Consider the following 18,904-nt stretch of genomic DNA (forward strand, 5'->3'; position numbering starts at 1 on the left):
GAAGCCAGCCTGAGAAATGGTTATTTCCCTGGTCATACCAATCCTCTGCCGAACCGCTGGCGTTATTGGTAACCAATGCCATGGAAGGCGGAAGATTTCCCGCGGCAAGCTCCCAGCGATAACCCGAACCGGCTGACCAATTGCCATATTCTCCGTCCACCACGGTGGATTGAACCAATGTCCCATCGGCGGCGTTAACAACGGTTAAGTATGGCGCATAGATATAAGCTCCGGGTAATTGGTTCGCGGTGCTGATAGAAATGGTCGGCGCGATATAGATTGATAAAGCCTTAGTTGCGGTTTGGCTGTCGTTAGAAGTTACCTGGACGGTAAAGTTCGATGCGCCGGAAGCCGTGGGCGTCCCGGCAATTAATCCGGTAGAAGAATTCAAGGATAATCCGGCAGGCAGGCTTCCGTTTGTAATTGACCAGCTGTAAGGCGTAGTGCCGCCGGTGGCAACTACTGTTGCGCTATAGGCATAATTTATATCGTTTGGCGGTAAAGAAGCGGTGGTAATATTCAACTGGTTGGTGCCGACGGTAATAGCAAACTGTTTGCTTACATTTGCCCCGCCGAAACAGTGGGCGGTCAAGGTGAAAGTGACAACTCCGGTCTGGGTGGGCGAGCCTACTATTTTTATCTGGCCGGGCAAACGCGCGGTATAATAATTATAGCCCTGGTCATACCATTCAAAATCACCTGTGCCGTTCGGGTTGGTGGTTTGGAGATTCATCCCGGCAGGCAAAGCACCGGCGGAGATTGTCCAGTAATAACCTGAGCCCGCGGGCCAATCGCCGTATTCGCCGTCAACTACCGTGGCGTTAAACACTGTGCCGTCTGCGGCGTTAACTTGTGTATTATATGCAGTATTAAGCAAGGCATCAGGCAAGGGGGAATTTGTGGTGATGGTTGGGTCTGCAAAGGCGAGATTTACGGTGGCTATACATATTAATAAGGCGATGCCGAAAGCTCCTATGTTAACGGCGCGGTTGTTTTTCTGCATAACAATCCTCCTTATTTATTGTTTGATACTATAACTTTTATTAATCTCTTTGTCAAGGGCAAATTTATTTATTATCAATATTTCTTTTCAGCGACACAGTAATACTCTTTTCTAAATCGTTTAGATGAATGGGTTTTTCCAGGTAATCTGAAATCCCGTATTTCTTTAATGACTCGAACGTTTCCGAATCAGGCAGTCCGGTCATAACCAAAACTTGCAGGTTGGGCTTTAATTCCTTAGATAATTTAATTAATTCTATTCCGCTTATTTCCCGCCCATTAGGGCGAGGCTCGCCAACGGCGGCCGTCATGTTTAAATCTGCCAGCATCAAGTTAACCTGATTAGTTTTGAGGTATTCTAACGCCTTCTTAGGTTCGGCAAAACTGATTGCCTCATAATTCTTTTTCCCCAGGAATCTCGTTAAAAAGTTACCGACGGACTGGTCATCATCCACCACCATTATTTTAGGTATCATTTTCCCTGCGATAAAATGGAAAACCATTTCAGCGGTTGTCGTATCATATCAATCTATTTTCTATTTTTCGCTGCCTCCTTTTATCTAAACGGTTAAGATATAAAAGCAACATTTACTTTTCTTATGCCCAATAAAAAAAGGGCAAGGAACCACTTGCTGGGTTTATGCCCTTCGTCGGCTAAGACTCTTGACACGACCAGCGTCGCGGAACCCCGCCCCAAAGGCAGAGTCCACGCATCAAGAGTATTACATTATTAGCCGACGAAAGTACTTTATTTAACTTGACCTGATTTTATAAGTTTAGCTTAGACTTGTCAAGCGAAAAATGATAAGATAATTGGCAAAATATTTTTAATCGTAATGGCTGTTGTTTGATACAACATCAGCCATCGTTTTTAAGCTACTTCTGCGGCTTGGTGAGCGTGTTCATCCTGCCGCAGTGGGGACATTGGATTTCCGGACGGCTGAAGGTGGGCGGTATCTTCATCTTTGTCCCGCATAAACACGTGATAAATATATAGTTGCTCATCGACCATAAGAGGTCCGTAGTCTGCCTGACACGCTCTTTTTTAGTGGGTTCAGGTTTTGCTTCCGCACCAATGGCGCCGCGTAATGCCACGCTTTGGAGTGACTTAAGCCCCGAAGCAGGGATGATATTCGCCGTGCTCCTGGTAACCTTTTTCCAGGCGGCGTTGAAATCCACATAACCTGCCCCGCCTGCCATGCTCCTCAATATTTTCACACGTTCTTCAATCGGCGGATGCGTGGCGGAAAGAGAGGCCGCCTCGGCTTTCAATGGATTAATGATATACATCGGGGCGGTTGCCCGGTTGGCGGATTGCAGTTGATAACGCCCGGAAGAAGCGCCTATTTTTTCGAGAGCGCTAGCCAATCCTTCCGGATACCGGGTAAATAATGCCCCTGAGGCATCCGCCAGGTATTCGCGACGGCGCGAGATGGCAAAGTAAATCAATTGCGCGACGATGGGCGCCAGGATCGCCAGGACCAAGCCGATGACGAGTATGAGCGCCTGTGCCTGCCCCCCGCCGGAAGAGCGGCGGCTCCTGCCCCCGCCCCACCTTAAAGAGCGCAGGAAAATATCCGACATAAGGACTATGACGCCGAGCATGATGCCTATCATAATCATAAAAAGGATATCGCGGTTTTTGATGTGCCCCATTTCATGGGCGATGACGCCCTGGAGTTCATCGCGGTTCAGGATATTGAGAAGACCCGAAGTTACGGCAACGGCCGAGTGTTCGGCGTCGCGTCCGGTGGCAAAGGCGTTGGGAGAGGGGTCGTCTATGATATAGACATCCGGCGCCTTGGGTAAGCCGGAGGCGATTTTCATCTCCTCCACGATATTGAAGAGCATCGGGTGGTCGGCGTGCTCTATTTTCCGGGCGCCGCTTATGGCGAGCATGATATTGCCGCCCTGGAAATAGCTGATTAAAGAAAGGATTACCCAGAGTATTATGGCGGCGGCTATCCCAAGCGTTCCGCCTCCGGGCGCGATGAATTCTCCGAAGACCAGCCCGATAAGGAGCAGTATTCCCAGTATGAAAAACGCCAGGAAGATGGATTTATTCTTGTTTGCTCTGATTTGTTCCCACATAATCTAATGAGGGATTTAGAAGGGATAAGAAGGCTTAAGAGGGCGGCCTTTTGCCGTCTTTCTCTTCTCACCCCGTTTTAATCCTCTTAACCCGTCTTGTTCAAAAACTAACTTTCGGCGCTTCTTTTTCCGCCGCATTCGCTATTTCAAAGAAGACTTCTTTCTTAAATCCGCCCAGCGCGGCAACGATATTGGAAGGAATCTGTTCCACCAGATTATTCATCTTAAGGACGGTATCGTTATAAAACTGGCGGGAGAAGCCGATTTTATTTTCCGTGGAGGTTAGCTCTTCCTGCAAAGCGAGGAAATTCTGGTTTGCCTTGAGCTCGGGATATGCCTCGGCAACGGCAAAGAGGCTCTTTAACGCCTGGGTCAGGAATCCTTCCTGCTTGCCCAGTTCGCCGATATCGCCGGAGGCGGATGCCTTCATGCAGGCGGAACGCGCTGCGGCAATATTTTCAAAGGTTTTGTTTTCGTGCGCGGCATAGCCCTTGACCGTATTGACCAGGTTCGGGATGAGGTCGTAGCGGCGTTTCAGCTGGACATCAATCTGCGACCAGGCGTTTTTAACTTCGTTGCGGCTGCGGACGAGCCCGTTAAAGGCGCCGATAAACCAGAGAATCAGGATAAATGCCAGCACCCCGGCAACTATCAGGACAATTCCCGTTGTTCCCATGTTTCTTCTCCTTTGCCACAGATTACACAGATTATCTGCGAATCATCAGGCTATTATATTATTTAATGAAAATCTCACCGAGAAAAGATATCACCCTGTTCTGGTCCTGGCAGCCTTCCGGAAGGCATTGGGCCATGACTTTTCCGAGTTCTCCCCCGTCGAACCATAAGCCTTCCTTATTGATACAGCGGTCGATGATGATTTCCGGGTTTTTACCGAGGGCGATTTTATCCATTTTCCGGCGGCATATCGGGCAGGGCCGGAGTTGTTCCCGTATTTCTTTAGCCGGAAGCGCCATCAGGTCGTCCAGTTTTTTTAGGTCTACAGCTTCAAAGAGGAGTTCGAGCTCGCCCGAATCGAACCAGGCGCCTTTGCACTCGCTGCAGTAATCGAGTTCAACGCCTTTGTGCTCGACCACAATCATCGCCTCGTTGCAGACAGGGCATTCCATATGGTAATAAATAATCAAATATGTTTTTAGCGGTCAAGAAATATAGAAAGTAATACGATATAAAGCAGGGCGGCAAAGGGGGCAATTTTTTTACATATTATTTAACAAAAAGTTGACAGGGGAACAAAAAGAGGGTATATTAAAATCAATAGGTAATGGAGGCGTTTTTTATGAGTAAAATTAAAGTCATTACATTATTGTTAGTGTCAGCCATTGCGCTTTTTTCCCTGAATGCAAACAAGGGTTGCTGGGGACAGAAAATCATTGATTTCGAAGATGCCGAGGTAATAATGACCGGCAGCAGCGGAAGCGGCGGCGGCGGTTCAGGCGGCGGAGGAACAGTGGCGAGCGGATGGGCTATTTCCGCTTATTTAAATGCCGGAGACACCGGAAATGCTACAGATGTTACTTCAGATTCAACATATTTGTATATCACAGGCTGGTATCTGGCATCAGGAGGAACGGCTACCGTATGGAGAATAGAAAAACGGGAAAAGACGACCGGTGCGCTGGTAATAAATTTCGGCAGCAGCGGCGCCTTGACATCCACCGGAAACGCCGCGGCGATTGCATCTCCGATGGATATTGTAGCTGATGCCGATTATTTGTATATTGCCGGTTATGATACATCATCCGGGGCAGCGGTAAGTGCCGAGTGGCGCGTTGAAAAAAGGACTAAAGATACCGGCATTTTAGTGAGCAGTTTCGGGACAAACGGCGTGGTGGTAAATAATATTTCAGCGGCAAGCGATATTGCTTATGCGATAGCTGTCGACGATAATTTTATATATATTGCGGGACAGGCTTCCGGGACAAGCTGGAGAATCGAAAAGAGAAGCAAGATAACCGGTGCGTTGGATACGACCACCGGATTCGGGACGGGCGGGGTGATTGCAGGGACTACAGGGTCGCCTTCCTGCATGATTTTAGAGGGTAGTTATCTTTATATCGGAGGGTATGATAACGTTGGTGGCGGGCGCTGGCGGTTGGAGAAACGCAGCAGTACTACCGGGTCAACAGTCGGTGGATTTTTCGTGGGTGGAGTTATTACAGAAGATATAAGCGTCGGGGCGGACAGTATTAATAAGGTTATCAGCGACGGCGGATTCCTGTATATCGGCGGGTATGATAATACAGGCGGTAATAATCAATGGCGCGCGGAAAAAAGGGATACATTAGGAGGCTCTTTTGATGCTACTTTCGGACCGACGGGCATAATGACCAATAACCCCAGTTCCAGTGACGATACCATGTTTGCTTTGACTTCAGATACAACTTATATATACGCGGTCGGTTCAGATACCGCGGCCGGGCGCTGGCGCATAGAAAAACGATATAAAACTAACGGGGTCTTAGAATCAAGCTTTGGTTCGGACGGTTTAGTGGCGGAAAATTTTAGCTCCGCCTCTGACGAGGCATTCGACGTGCTCAGCGATGATAATTTTATTTACATCGTCGGGTATGATACCACAGGCACCGGCAGCGGTGCTACAACTGTGCAACAGTGGCGTATAGAAAAACGTTTTAAATCATCAGGCAGTTTTTAAGCCATCTTTTCTGGTGTATTGATTCGATATGCTAGGCATGTTTTAAACTTATCCCCCGATATATACCGCGATTAACCCCAAAAGATTAAAGAAGGAATGGATAATCGCGCTTGTCATCAGTGTTTTGGTTTTTTCAAAGATAATTGCACACGTTACCCCTACCATAAATATCGGTACCAACGAAGAAAGGTTTTGGTGCATAAGTGCGAAAACAAGTGAGCTTAAAATTATTCCCAAAAGAACGCCGAATCTCTTTTTAAGTGCCGAATAAAAACATGCCCGGTAAACTATTTCTTCCATGATTGGGCCAAATCCGCACACCATAAGAAACGCCATGAGTATTTCAGCTTGCGATTCTGTTTGAGATACCATGGTTACCACTTCCTGTTGCTGAAGTTCTATACCCAGGGCGGTCGAGATGATAACATACATCAAATTAAAAGCGTAAAGCCCGATTGTTGCTGCTATGATTATCAATAGCCATTTAGGTTTGAAAGGCGTTTGCAGCGCCCAGCCGCTTTTGACGCTTCCGAAATAACGTATGGAAAGCCAGCCAAGCCACGACAATATTAAAATGCCGGAAACTGCGTAACCGATAAATATTGACAAGGAATCCCCTAGTTTTAAGGGTAGTATGATTTGGTGTACGATTCCCATTAAGAATGGTGTTAAAAGGATTGATAATAAGACAATCAGGATGGGCCATCTATTTGAATATCCAGTTTGAGTTTCCATAAGAAGGGTATTATAGCCAAAGAGATATGATTGGCAATAAAATTATAAGGTAAAAACGCCGGACAGCTTTTGTAATTTCTATGTGATGATAAGAGCTTATTTCTTAACGACTATTTTTTCTTTTTTATAGTCAGGAGATTTATAGCCTTCCTCGGCTTTAATGGCTTTCTGCAGGCAGTTTTCCGCGCAGACCCAGCAATAAATACACCTGAAAGGGTCGTAGGTGATTTGTTTGGCCTTTTCTTCAACGAATATGGCACCAGCCGGGCATAGTCGCTGGCAATCGCCGCAATGGTCGCATTTAGTCTGGTCAAAGGTGATTTTGCCGCGGGAACCCTTAAACGGGTCGCGTTTTTCAAACGGGTATTTGCGGGTGGCCGGCTTGGAAAACAGGTTCTTAATAATTGTCAGAAGCATTTTACTCATTTTATTCTCCTTTTACGTTATCTTTCCGTGCAGGAAATGCACGGGTCAATGGATAAAACGATAACCGGTAAATCCGCCATGCTTGCGCCGGGAAGCATCACTAAAAGGGTTGGTATGTTGGCGAAAGTCGGGGTCCGGATTTTGAGCCTTTCCAGATTCCTGGTGCCGTTGCCTTTGATATAATAGAAAACCTCGCCCCTGGGCTGTTCGACTCTTTGAATCGCCTCGCCGTTCGGCCACGATTTTACCGGGACGCTAAGTTCTCCTCTGGGGGCGGCGTCAAGCGCCTTCAGGACTATTCCGATGGATTGGTAGATTTCTTTTGTCCTTACCAGGGCGCGGGCGTAACTGTCGCCGGCGGTTTCGGTAATCGGTTCGAATCCGAGCTCGTCATAGGGCAAATAATTAAGCGATCTTGAATCCTGCCGGACTCCGCTGGCGCGAGCGGTCGGGCCGACTGCGCCGAGGGTCATGGCCTGCTCCTTGGAAAGCATTCCAGCGCCGACAGTCCTGGCTTTAAGCGAATAATCCTCCAACAGAACCGGGAGCATTTCATCAAGCGCTTCTTTTACGGATTGCAGGTCTGTTTTTATCTTCGAGGCCATCTGGTCATCAATATTCCTTCTGACTCCGCCGATGATACAGGCGGATTGGATGACCCGCTGCCCGGTGGTTAATTCGAACAAATCCAGGATGCTTTCCCTGATTTTCCAGAACTGCATGAATAGCGATTCGAATCCGATGGCATCCGCCAGAAGCCCCAGCCACAAGAGGTGGCTGTGAATCCTGGAAAGTTCAGACCAGGCGACCCTCAGGTATTTCGCGCGGGGCGGAACTTCCATTTTCAGGAGGTCCTCGATTCCCTGGGAATAAGTCAGGGCATGGATGAAACTGCAGATACCGCAGGTCCGTTCAATCAAATGAAGGGTCTGCTGGAAATCCTTTATTTCTCCGCCTTTTTCTATTCCGCGATGGATATATCCGATATTGGGAATGACCTCAACTATTTTTTCCCCTTCGCAAACCAGTTTCAACTGGATCGGTTCCGGAAGAACCGGATGCTGGGGACCGAACGGGATAACTGTGCGATGGCTCATATTTATCTCCTATCTAATAATCCGTTTAACATTCAGTCCAATTGCAACGCCAGCAGCGCATGGCTTCTGTCAGTGCCATGTCTTCGGTCAGGCCGCATTCAACTTCCTTGAAATTATCCGACCGTTTATCGGCCTTGAGGCAGGGATTTCCGACCTGCTTACATCTTTTTAACCTATCTTCAAGGTCGATGCGTTTGATAAATTCAGGATTGCCGGTTTTAGTTTCTTTCAGTATGACGCCGTCACCGCCGAGGAATTTATCGATTGACGCGGCGGCTTCACGGGCGGTCCGGATTGCCTCGACCACCGAGGTCGGCCCGGTCACCAGGTCTCCGGCGGCGAAAACGCCATTCTTATTAATCTTATCGATTTTACCGCCTTTAGCCAGGGTGATGCCCATCTGGGGAGAAAGTTCCGCAGATTGCCCGATAGCGGCGATAAGGGAATCGGCTTCGATAGTGAATTCGCTGCCCGGAATCGGTTCCGGCCTGGGGCGCCCGCTTGAATCCGGCGCTCCGAGTTTCATCCGGATATTGGTTATTTGCAGTTTGTTATTAGCGCGGCTGATTTTAGTCGGCGCGCAGAGCGCTTCCAGTTTTACGCCTTCCTCAAGCGCTTCGTGTATTTCTTTTGGAGTAGCGGGCATTTCTTTTTGCGTCCTGCGGTAAAGCATGGTCACTTCCTTGGCTCCGGCGCGCAGGGCGACCCGGGCGGCGTCTATGGCGGAGTTTCCGCCTCCGACGACAAACACCTTGCTGCCCAGGTTTACTTTCTGTCCCAGATTGACTTCCCTCAAGAATTTGACGCAATTCAGAACGCCTTCGACCTCTTCACCCGGAACGCCCAGCGGCATATTTTTGTGGGCACCGGTTGCTACCAGAACGGCGTTAAAGCCCTGCTGGAATAATGTATCAACGTTATCTATCCGGGTATTGGTCTTTATTTCCACGCCCTGGTCCTGGATAATTTTAATTTCTTTGGCGAGAATGTCGCGCGGCAGGCGGTATTCCGGGATTCCCACCCTCATATATCCGCCTGGTTCGGGCAGCGCTTCGAATATTGTTACCGAATGGCCTTTGCGGGCCAGGTAAAATCCGGCAACCAGTCCGCCCGGTCCTGAACCGATGATGGCGACTTTCTTGCCTGTTTTCGGGGCATTGGGCTTCGGAATGCCGATGCCGACTTTATCCGAGACGAATCTTTTAAGGAGACGTATCATGACGGCCTCATCCTGTATGGTCTGGCGGCAGTTTATCTCGCAGGGCGCAAAGCAAACGCGGCCGCAGATTGCCGGCAGTGGATTATTTTGATAAATGACTTCAAGCGCTTCTTTGTATTTGCCGTCCGAGATAAGGCGCACGTAATTAGGGACATTAATGCCGGCCGGGCAGGCATCGTGGCAACGGGCTTTTTTCTGGACGGTGCAGATTCCGATATCCGTGGTTAGTTTATTAAGCGTAAGCCTGGGAGAATCGCCCGTTATCAGGAATTTCTGCTCGTAATCAAGCGCGTTTCCGGTGAATTCCACTCCGAACTGGTCGTGAATTTCGTTTTCAATCAGCGTGGCGGCCAGGTATATCTGCGAAATCGAAGGGATAACTTCGCCCTTTTTCGTCAGAAGCCGGACATTGGACAGCTTGCTTGACTCATCGGCGAAATGGTAAATGATTTCGGTCTGGTCTTTCCTGTCTATGCAGGTGGCGGTGGTAAAGCGCATTTTAGCCTGCATCATTTTCTGGATTCCGGAGATAAGTTCGGCTTTGGTTACATTAATTTCAACCACATCTTTCATAGAATTTGATTTCATGCTCTAACTCCTTCTTTTGCCTTAGCTTTTTTTTCGGCCAGTTTACCCAACGCCAGGACCGCCCCATCAATGATTGCCTCCGGTTTAACGGCGCAGCCCGGGATATAGACATCGACCGGGATGACTTTATCAACGCCGCCCAAAATATTGGGGCATTCGTTAAATACACCGCCGGTGCAGGCGCAACTTCCGATGGCGATAACGACCTTTGGTTCAGGCATCTGTTCGTAAAGATTTTTCAAGACCCTGGCATTACGCCGGTTAGCCGAGCCGGTAACGACCAGGACATCGGCGTGCTTGGGGTTTCCCATATTGACCATGCCGAATCTTTCGATATCATACATCGGAGTCAGGCAGGCCAGTATTTCGATATCGCAGCCGTTACAGCTGCCGCAATCGAAATGGAGAATCCAGGGAGATTTAACTCTTGAATTGGTCACTAATCCCATAATCACCTCCTCGCCTCGCTTCCCCGCCTTTGGCGGAGAGCGGGCAATCATCATTTACGAAGCAGATAAATACCCAGAATATTGAGAATTACCAGCCCAATGCCGAAAGTCCAGGTGAATTTTAAAAGTATCGGCCAAGTAAGTCTGGCAAAAACGTTATCTATAATCAAGACGATGAAATAAACCGCCAGCGCGAGAATGATTCCCGCCCAGAAAGGCATAGCCCAGAACATGGCCAATATTGCCAGGAGCAGGACCATTTCGTACCATTCCGCCAATTCAATCAGCGCGAGGTATTTGCCGGAGAATTCCGTAACCGGGCCGCGCACGATTTCCTGGTGGGCATGGTGCGAAAGCGAAATATCAAACGGGGATTTCCTCATCTTTATCACCATAACGATTACCATGGCGATAAATGCCAGCGGCAGTGAGTATATCAAAGGCGTCCCCGATGCGATAATTACATTTACATTAAAACTGCCCGTTGACAGGAATACCGCCAGGGCGATGAGGAAAAGCATCGGCTCGTAAGCGAGCATCTGGATGAGTTCCCGGTTGCCGCCCAGATGGCTGTATGGGGATTTAATGCTTAACGCTCCCAGGACCAGGCATACCCCCGCCAAAACCAGGACGAAAAGCATCATCAGTATATCCCTGCCCAAAGCGAACACCAGAATGCTGGTAATGATAAACCCGAAATACCCGTAAGCCCAGATTAATTGGTTTTTATGGGTGATATTTTTTTCCTTGTTCCATAATTTAATCACGTCATAAAACGGCTGGAGAATCGGCGGCCCGATGCGGCTTTGCATCCGGGCGGTCATTTTTCGGTCAAATCCTCTCAGCAATCCTCCGATAATGGGTACCGCTAAAATACTGGCAATCGCGATTAATATCTGGTTTGTCATACTTTTTTATCCTTTACTTATCTTAATATTATCCAAAACAGGGCGACCAATATAAAAACACCTATGGATGTGCATACTTTTTCCATGGTGCTTTCGCATATAATATCCATAAAGTACAATCCGCCGGTTTGTAACGGCTCGTTTTTATCGGCCATGGTGCAGAACGCGCAATCGTCGCCCGGGGCGTTTTCGCCGCACATATAAACCGGCACCACGCTTTCCTTAGGCGCTTTTAATAGCAATAAAGGCAATACCAGGGCGAATCCGAAGAGGATAAACAACGGCCAGGTGGCGAAAGAACCGAACTCGGTGAACAGGCTGGCGCTGCCCGCGGTAAGAATCAAGTCGTAATTAAGCTGTTTGACCGCCGGGATAATTATTGCATTATAGAATGGAATGACCAGAACGCTTAAGGAAATCGCCAGAATAACCAGCGAAATCAACGGGAATTTGTAAAGGAAAGCCAGCGGCGTCGGGGCGCTTTCCTTGGGCGCGATGGGCTTGTTAATCAGGCGTCCCAAGTATTTAGTCCAGAATACCGTGGTGGCCGCGCTTCCCAGGACGAGCATAATGACCGCGATAAAGGCAGAGGTGGATTTTACGCTCATCAACCCTTCGGTTGCCGCCCATTTGCCTACCAGCAGCCCGAACGGCGCCAGGAACATGGTGAATATCCCGATGACGGTTATATTTGTAAGCAACGGAAGCCGGGTAATCAATTCGGCCATGCGTTCTATCTCGCGGCTGTGAATAAAGGTTTCTATTGTGCCGACGCACATGAATAAAAGCCCTTTTGATATGGCGTGGAAGACCAGCAATATCAATGCGGCGGTAATGGATAGCGGAGTATTAATGCCGGCGCACATGATAATCAGGCCGAGGTTGCCGATGGTTGAATATGCCAGGAGACGTTTGGCGTTATCCTGGGTCAGGGCGATGATTGCCGTAACCACGAAACTGAAAGCCCCGACCAGCATGACCATTTTAGAAAGCGCCGTGCCCTGGAATGCCGGAGCAAAGCGTAGAATGAGGTATACTCCGGCTTTGACCATGGTCGAAGAGTGTAGCAAGGCGGAAACCGGGGTAGGCGCCACCATCGCGCCGAGCAGCCAATTCTGGAACGGCACTTGGGCGGATTTGGTGAATCCGGCCAAACATAATAATGAAAGCGGGATTAAAATAGCCGCGCCGGACGGGTTCTTAATGATTTCTTTAACCGATAATAAATTAGGGTCGATATTGAACAGAAATATTATAGCGAATATGAAACCGACCCCGCCGACCAGGTTCATCCACAATGCCCTGATGGCGTTAGCCTTGGATTCCGTATTAAGGTCGTGGCGAATCAACTGGTAGCAGCAGAGCGTGGTTACTTCCCAGAAGAAATACAACCACAAGAGATTATTGGAAAATACCAGCCCGTTCATCGCGCCCAGGAATAGTATGAAGAAAAAGAAGAATACCGGCTGGCGTGATTTGGAAAGCTTAAGGTGTTCTTCGTGGTCTTTCATATATTGAACCGCGTAGATGGCGGTCAGCGAACCGACGATTGAAATAATCAGGCACATGATAATTGCGGTTTGGTCTATCATGATTGACGGGGTTACGCTGAGCGAATGGCCCTGGGTATATTCGAAATAAGCCAAAGGCCCTATTTGTAAAAGGCTTAATACGATTATTGCGACATGGCCGGTGCGCAGCCCGATAAAAAGGAAATAGAGAAGTATTGCGAAATCGCAAATGGTAATTGCCTTGTTCCAAGATTCAGAAGGCGTAAACTCAAATCCGCCGTTTTTAAGTAAGAATACGGAAGCTATAATTAAAAGCAGCGCATTAAAAAGTATAATAAGCGAACGGAAGGTTTTTTCTCTTATGAGGTAACATAAAATTCCGCAGAAGATAGGCATTAAAATGAGAATGGTCAGCATGGTTTGTTGTGTCATATTATATTCTCCTTACATTATCATAATATAATAGGGACGTTTTGATGAAAATGTATATATGGGCGGCATTTATTCCGGAGCCGTTTGGTGTTGCGCGGCAATTTCCCGATAAGTTTCTGCCGGTTTTCTTAAGCATTTCAATATCTTTCAAACACAGACGCATTAGTTTTATATCGAACCAGCGAACCGCGTACCTTAGCATTAATTTACTGTTTTGTCCAGAAATTACCGTATATTAAAATAAAAATATTTTCCATCCTGCCTAAGCATGTCTTCTGTCCATATTTTCTTGCCTAATAGTTTAAAATAAGCTTAATTTATGCCATGCAAAAAGAGAAAAGCGATTTGGTAGGCGTTTCTTTCCATTCAACATCAACTTATACGCTCGTTGATGAAATAGGCCGGGGCGGGATGGGAATAATCTTCCTGGCGGAAAAGCATACCGAAGGGGTAGAGGATAAAGTCGTCCTAAAGACGGTCAAGGCTCTTTCTACGGAACATGAAGAGCGTCTTAAGGAAGAAGCTAATGTGGCGACCAGCTTGCGGCATGAAAATATCGTTAAGACATACGGGCTGGAATCACTTCCCTTGCACCTGCTTCCGGAAGCGTTCCGCCAGGAAATAGATTCGCTTTCCTACGCAAAGCCGCACAGGCGCTACGAGCATTATTCGCCGATTGCAAAGCTTTTGCATAAGAACAGAAATTTAATTATGGTGTCTTCGGTAAAGCCGGAATTGCATAAAGACCAGCGGAAGCTGTTTTTTATCGCTATGGATTATATCCAAGGGCCTGATTTGAGCACTTTGCATCATGAGCATGTTCGCAAAGGCCTGCTGATTCCGAATGAATTGATTGGCTTTGTCATCAGCCGGATATGCCGCGCGCTTGCTTACGCCCACAAATACATCATTCACCGTGATATTTCCCCGGAAAATGTTTTGATTGACCATCACGGCGTATGCAAGCTTTCGGATTTCGGCGTGGCCGCCCGGACAAAAGAGGAAATGCAGATGCTTGCCGGCAAACTCTCCTATATGTCGCCGGAACAAATCAGGATGGAAGAAATAGACAAGCGTACGGATATATTTGCGCTTGGACTGGTGGCGTATGAGATGCTAACGGGCATCCGTCTTTATTCTCATCCGTGGGATTTGCCGTTTGGCGAACAGCGTATGCATGTTCTTAAACAGATGGAAAAAGAAATCATACCGCCCCACCAGTTCAGGACCGATATACCGGAAATATTATCGTTGATAGTCATGAAAATGCTTGCCAAAGACAAAAACCAGCGTTATGAAAATATGTATGATGTCGGAGATATGCTTGAACAAAAATACCTTTATGCCAAAGGATTTGGTCCAACTAATAATAGCCTTGCTTCTTATATAAGCATGTTTTACAGCAATTTTGAGAAATATACCAATGAACAGCTCCGGCAGTTGAACTTTCTCAAAGGGGCGGAAGGCAAACTGGTCTTGAAACGCAAGATTGAAGCGCGTTTTTATACTCCCAATGGCTTGAAACTAGTTATGTCCCGCCCGGAATCAACGCTTGCAAAGCATATTTCCAAGCAAATGGCCGGCATGTAATAAGATATTCCTGGAATATTACCAGGCTAAAAATGTATGTTTTTACCCACCACCGCTGAAGAAATTGCTCAATTAGGATGGAATACGCTGGATATTATACTTGTTACGGGCGATGCCTATCTAGACAGCTCGTTTATCGGCGTATCTGTCATTGGAAAAGTACTTTTGGATAAAGGCTACAAAATCGGCATAATCGCACAGCCGGATGTTAAAAGCGGAACTGATATCATGCGCTTAGGCGAGCCGGCTCTGTTTTGGGGCGTAACCGCCGGCGCGATTGATTCGATGGTCGCCAATTACACCGCTTTAAAGAAAAGAAAGAAGCAGGATGATTTTACCGCTGGTGGAAGTAATATTGCCAGGCCCGACCGTGCTTCCATAGTTTATACTAATCTCATCAGGAAATACTTTAAAAACACCAAACCGATTGTCCTGGGCGGAGTGGAGGCAAGCCTGCGGCGTATTGCTCATTATGATTACTGGGATAATGCCATACGACGTTCAATCCTCTTTGATGCCAAAGCGGATATCCTGGTCTATGGGATGGGCGAAAAGGCAACACTTGAACTGGCTGAAAAGCTTAAAAACGAGAAAGATTACCGCGATATCCGCGGCATATGTTATATCGCGCCTGAATGTAAAAATGGTTTTATAAACCTGCCTTCTTACGAAGAAACCAAAAAGGACAGGCAGAGCTTTGCCGGAATGTTTAAGCTCTTTTATGAAAATACTGACCCGATTACCGCCCACGGATTATGCCAGAAACAGGATACCAGATATTTAATCCAGAATCCGCCGGCCCAACACCTGACCATTAGTGAGTTGGACAACATTTATGAACTTGATTACGAAAGGAATGTGCATCCTTATTATCTTGATAAAGGCATAGTTAAGGCGTTGGATACCATAAAGTTTTCCATAACAAGCCACCGCGGTTGTTACGGTGAGTGTAATTTCTGTTCCATTACCGTTCATCAGGGAAGAACCGTAATTTCGCGCAGCGAGGATTCTATTATCAGGGAAGCTAAAAAACTAATTGCCGCTAAAGATTTTAAGGGATATATTACAGATATCGGTGGGCCAACCGCGAATATGTACGGAATAGAATGCGCCCAAAAGATGAAATCCGGCGCCTGCCGCGATAAACGTTGTATTTATCCGGACTATTGCCGGGCTGTGGATATCAGCCACAAGCGCCAGATTGCATTGCTTGGAAAACTGCGCCGCCTTAAAGGCATTAAAAAAGTTTTCATAGGCTCCGGCATACGCCACGATATGGTTCTGGAGGATAAATTATGCGGCATGGCTTATCTGGAAGAGCTGATTAATCATCATATTTCGGGCCAGTTGAAAATAGCGCCTGAGCATGTTACCCCGTATGTCCTTGATTGCATGGGGAAACCAAATAAAGAATATCTTCAAAGATTCAAAGAATTATTTAATAAGCTTAATAAGCAATCCGGCAAAAACCAATTCCTGACTTATTATTTTATTGCTGCACATCCCGGATGCCGTTATCAAGACATGGAAGAGCTTAGAGATTTTATCAGGAAAGAAATACGAATAAATATCGAGCAGGTACAGATATTCACTCCGCTTCCCTCCACCTACTCCGCCCTGATGTATTATACCGGGCAGAATCCGTTTAATAGAAGGCAGTTGATTGTGGAAAAAGACCTACGCGGGAAAGAAACACAGAAATTCCTTGTTGTGGCAGGAGAATAATCAAGATTTTAATAGATACCCACGCCTGTAAAGGCGTGGGTATCTATTTTTTCGTGATATATTTGGTCTGTTGATGTCAGTAATATATAGGGGCTTTATTTCAGCGGCTTGCCGACCATGGCTCCCGGCTATTCCGCCTTTTTTATCACGGTCTTTTCCGTCAGGTTAATGTCGCCGGATTTAAGGCCGGAAATCTTTGCCGTAAAGATTGCTTCCCCGCTTTTTTCGGCCTTGGCAATGATTATCCATTTGGCTGATTCCCCCTCTTTAAGGTTGCCTAAAGGCTCGAAAATCAGCTGGCGCGTGTTTTTGGAATCTTTTGGTTTTGTCCTTCCCGTGGAATTTACAAAGGTCAATTCATCCGGCAGAGTGCATTCAAGCTTGATATTTAAAAGCGGTTTGTCAGACTGATTGGAAAGCGAGAGAATATATTTCACTTCCCCGCTCTTCTTGACCGTGTCGAAGAGGTCATAAAACTCTATTTCCGCATTGCCGTTTTTTACAATTGTCTTTTCCTTATAAAGGCGGATTGACTTTATTTTTATATCGGTTTCCGGTTTGCAAGCTTGGTTTACTTTTGTCTCGCCTGCTTTTTCCACCACTTCTATTCCCTTTATGACCTTGCCGAAGACCGTATGTTTTCCGGCAAGCCAGGGAGTATCCTTCATGTTAATGAAAAACTGAGAGCCGTTAGTATTAGGTCCGGCATTTGCCATGGCGAGTGAGCCTTTTACCGGTTCGTGTGATTTAAACTTGTCGCTGTATTTATAGCCCATGTTTTCGTAGCATTCCTTGATAGTTAGCTCGCTGATTCTCTTGTTTATTTCTTCTTCTCTTTTTTTAAGTTCTTCATCGCTTGTAATTCCCATGCGTCTAACAAGCGGTGCGGCAACTAGCTGCAGAAATTCTTCCTGCGAGCGTACCATTAGCCTTGGATCGACATTTCCGGTTTTAGAATCTATAACCTTTATTTTATCAAGGCCTAATAACGCGGCGTTGATTTCATCCTCAAAGTGATATCCCGGCCCGCCCGTACCGTCGCCGCTCGGGCAGCCGCCCTGCATCATAAAATCCTTGATTACCCGGTGGAAAATAAGGCCGTCATAAAACGGCCGGGTAATTGATAAATTAGTTTTAGGGTCTTGAAATTCCTTTGCTCCTTCGGCTAGCTCTATAAAATTACTAACGGTCTTGGGTGCTTCATCGGCAAAAAGCTCGATGTAAATATCCCCCATTGAGGTGGAAATTATGCAAACAGGGTCGTCCGGGTATTCCTTTTCAAATATTTCCATTTTATTTTCATCCTTTGCTATGGCTAAGGCATAACCGGATAAAATCGCTATACATATAAATAATGCGCTTTTCATGATTTGCTCCTATAAATTAGGTGGCCATATGGAAAGACAGTATAATATGAATTGATTGATGTCAAGTAAACTATCTTATTTTCCATTGTTCGGGATATTAAATATTTTAAAAGCGTCTTCTCTGCTGGTTAGGATAAATTGGTAACTGTATCCCTGGGCGTTTATTTTTAAAGCGTTCCGGCTGCTATCAAGCCATCCGCATACTTCGCACTCTGAAACCGTTCCGGTGAACTTGTTGCATTTGATTTTATTCCCTTTGTAGGAAATCGCATCTTCTCCGATGAATCTGACCGGAGTAGTGGACAGCATTTCAAAACCATGGACAGGACAAAGGTAAAAGATGGTATATGGAAACGTTTCGTTTTCATCCATAGGGAGAGCCGTTGCCCACATAAACCCGGTTTCCCATGTGATGGTGTTCTCAGGGATATCCACCACTTGGTTAAAAGGAACTGTTATGCCTAATTTAGTTACGTTAAGCGTTACCGAGCCTCTGCCGTCTTTGACCTTCATATTAAAATCACAATTTGCTTCACTGCTTGCTATCTTTGCTTCCTCATAGATCGGGGAAAGGTATTTGTTCTTTTGGGTATAAGCGGTCAGGTGCATTTCTCCTTCAATCATGTCATTGCTTATCCATTTGGAAGTTACTTTAAAAACTGGTTGTTTTTCGTATTCCGCATCCTCAATTTTTAAGTGCATATAACCTATTATGTCAGTTCCTTTTACCCATGTATAATACCGCTCATCGAAAGTTTTGGGCAGGTTGTAAATGCGTTCAAGCCATTGGATATCCTTTATTGCTTTCTTAGCACGTATCTTGATTTCCGGGTCTGTGGATGTTTCAACCGCGGTGCTTAGGGCATCTAAAGCCGTGGTGCCGATTTCTTCGAGTTCTTTTTGGGCTTGTTCCCTTTCTTGCCAATCCTTAGCGCCTAATTGAGCAATTAGGTTATCGATTTTTTGCTCTGGTTCTGTTCTAACAGTTTTTGGCTCTGGTAGAGAACTGCAGGCAAGGCATGTAACTATTAGGCATCCGATCAAACCTAAAAACAGTTTATTCATTTTAGGCGAACGATATTTAAAGTGG

At 46.6% G+C, this 18,904-nt stretch carries 17 protein-coding genes; 3 read left to right on the forward strand and 14 right to left on the reverse strand.

Annotated elements, in window-relative coordinates; translation table 11 throughout:
• The 5 genes from HY811_11900 to HY811_11920 form a co-directional block, all read right to left on the reverse strand.
• Nucleotides 1–1,003 (reverse strand): putative Ig domain-containing protein (locus tag HY811_11900; protein MBI4835505.1); only part of this gene is annotated, 1,003 nt, incomplete at its 3' end.
• A 64-nt stretch (nucleotides 1,004–1,067) separates the two neighbouring features.
• Nucleotides 1,068–1,478: a response regulator gene (locus HY811_11905; protein MBI4835506.1), complete on the reverse strand. Its 411-nt coding sequence runs from the start codon at nucleotides 1,476–1,478 to the stop codon at nucleotides 1,068–1,070.
• A gap of 400 nt (nucleotides 1,479–1,878) precedes the next feature.
• Nucleotides 1,879–3,093 carry a M48 family metallopeptidase gene (locus HY811_11910; protein ID MBI4835507.1) on the reverse strand — a complete coding sequence of 405 codons (1,215 nt, stop codon included), beginning with the start codon at nucleotides 3,091–3,093 and terminating at the stop codon, nucleotides 1,879–1,881.
• A 100-nt stretch (nucleotides 3,094–3,193) separates the two neighbouring features.
• Complete coding sequence (locus HY811_11915) at nucleotides 3,194–3,769, reverse strand: LemA family protein (GenBank protein ID MBI4835508.1); 576 nt, start codon at nucleotides 3,767–3,769, stop codon at nucleotides 3,194–3,196.
• 58 nt (nucleotides 3,770–3,827) lie between these two features.
• On the reverse strand, nucleotides 3,828–4,220 hold the full coding sequence (locus HY811_11920) for a zf-TFIIB domain-containing protein (protein MBI4835509.1): 393 nt from the start codon (nucleotides 4,218–4,220) through the stop codon (nucleotides 3,828–3,830).
• A gap of 170 nt (nucleotides 4,221–4,390) precedes the next feature.
• Between HY811_11920 and HY811_11925 the strand changes: the two genes are divergently transcribed.
• Nucleotides 4,391–5,767, forward strand: a complete 1,377-nt coding sequence (locus HY811_11925) for a hypothetical protein (protein MBI4835510.1) — start codon at nucleotides 4,391–4,393, stop codon at nucleotides 5,765–5,767.
• A gap of 48 nt (nucleotides 5,768–5,815) precedes the next feature.
• Here the strand turns inward: HY811_11925 and HY811_11930 are convergent, their stop codons facing one another.
• The 7 genes from HY811_11930 to HY811_11960 all read right to left on the reverse strand — a co-directional run bounded on the left by HY811_11930 (nucleotide 5,816) and on the right by HY811_11960 (nucleotide 13,132).
• Complete coding sequence (locus HY811_11930) at nucleotides 5,816–6,376, reverse strand: CPBP family intramembrane metalloprotease (GenBank protein ID MBI4835511.1); 561 nt, start codon at nucleotides 6,374–6,376, stop codon at nucleotides 5,816–5,818.
• Nucleotides 6,377–6,598: 222 nt separating this feature from the next.
• Nucleotides 6,599–6,928: a 4Fe-4S dicluster domain-containing protein gene (locus HY811_11935; protein ID MBI4835512.1), complete on the reverse strand. Its 330-nt coding sequence runs from the start codon at nucleotides 6,926–6,928 to the stop codon at nucleotides 6,599–6,601.
• A gap of 17 nt (nucleotides 6,929–6,945) precedes the next feature.
• Nucleotides 6,946–8,025: a nickel-dependent hydrogenase large subunit gene (locus tag HY811_11940; GenBank protein ID MBI4835513.1), complete on the reverse strand. Its 1,080-nt coding sequence runs from the start codon at nucleotides 8,023–8,025 to the stop codon at nucleotides 6,946–6,948.
• 25 nt (nucleotides 8,026–8,050) lie between these two features.
• A complete protein-coding gene (locus HY811_11945; GenBank protein ID MBI4835514.1) occupies nucleotides 8,051–9,832 on the reverse strand; it encodes an FAD-dependent oxidoreductase in 1,782 nt (593 codons plus the stop codon).
• Nucleotides 9,829–10,281: an NADH-quinone oxidoreductase subunit NuoB gene (gene nuoB / locus HY811_11950; protein ID MBI4835515.1), complete on the reverse strand. Its 453-nt coding sequence runs from the start codon at nucleotides 10,279–10,281 to the stop codon at nucleotides 9,829–9,831. Before nuoB ends, HY811_11945 begins: the two co-directional genes overlap by 4 nt.
• 50 nt (nucleotides 10,282–10,331) lie before the next feature.
• Nucleotides 10,332–11,189 carry an NADH-quinone oxidoreductase subunit H gene (locus tag HY811_11955; GenBank protein ID MBI4835516.1) on the reverse strand — a complete coding sequence of 286 codons (858 nt, stop codon included), beginning with the start codon at nucleotides 11,187–11,189 and terminating at the stop codon, nucleotides 10,332–10,334.
• Between the two features lie 17 nt (nucleotides 11,190–11,206).
• Nucleotides 11,207–13,132 carry an NADH-quinone oxidoreductase subunit L gene (locus HY811_11960; protein MBI4835517.1) on the reverse strand — a complete coding sequence of 642 codons (1,926 nt, stop codon included), beginning with the start codon at nucleotides 13,130–13,132 and terminating at the stop codon, nucleotides 11,207–11,209.
• Nucleotides 13,133–13,456: 324 nt separating this feature from the next.
• Here HY811_11960 and HY811_11965 point away from each other — a divergent pair, with 324 nt between their 5' ends.
• Together HY811_11965 and HY811_11970 are read left to right on the forward strand one after the other, a co-directional pair.
• Nucleotides 13,457–14,722 carry a serine/threonine protein kinase gene (locus tag HY811_11965; GenBank protein MBI4835518.1) on the forward strand — a complete coding sequence of 422 codons (1,266 nt, stop codon included), beginning with the start codon at nucleotides 13,457–13,459 and terminating at the stop codon, nucleotides 14,720–14,722.
• A gap of 36 nt (nucleotides 14,723–14,758) precedes the next feature.
• Nucleotides 14,759–16,447 (forward strand): YgiQ family radical SAM protein, encoded by a 1,689-nt coding sequence (locus HY811_11970; protein MBI4835519.1) that lies wholly within the window; start codon nucleotides 14,759–14,761, stop codon nucleotides 16,445–16,447.
• A 128-nt stretch (nucleotides 16,448–16,575) separates the two neighbouring features.
• Here HY811_11970 and HY811_11975 read toward each other — a convergent pair whose 3' ends face one another.
• Nucleotides 16,576–17,814, reverse strand: a complete 1,239-nt coding sequence (locus tag HY811_11975; protein MBI4835520.1) for a peptidylprolyl isomerase — start codon at nucleotides 17,812–17,814, stop codon at nucleotides 16,576–16,578.
• Between the two features lie 75 nt (nucleotides 17,815–17,889).
• The gene (locus tag HY811_11980) at nucleotides 17,890–18,879 is read right to left on the reverse strand and encodes a hypothetical protein (protein MBI4835521.1); all 990 of its coding nucleotides are present in this window, start codon (nucleotides 18,877–18,879) and stop codon (nucleotides 17,890–17,892) included.
• Nucleotides 18,880–18,904 lie beyond the last annotated feature (25 nt).

Source organism: Planctomycetota bacterium (assembly GCA_016207825.1).
GTDB lineage: Bacteria > Planctomycetota > MHYJ01 > JACQXL01 > JACQZI01 > JACQZI01.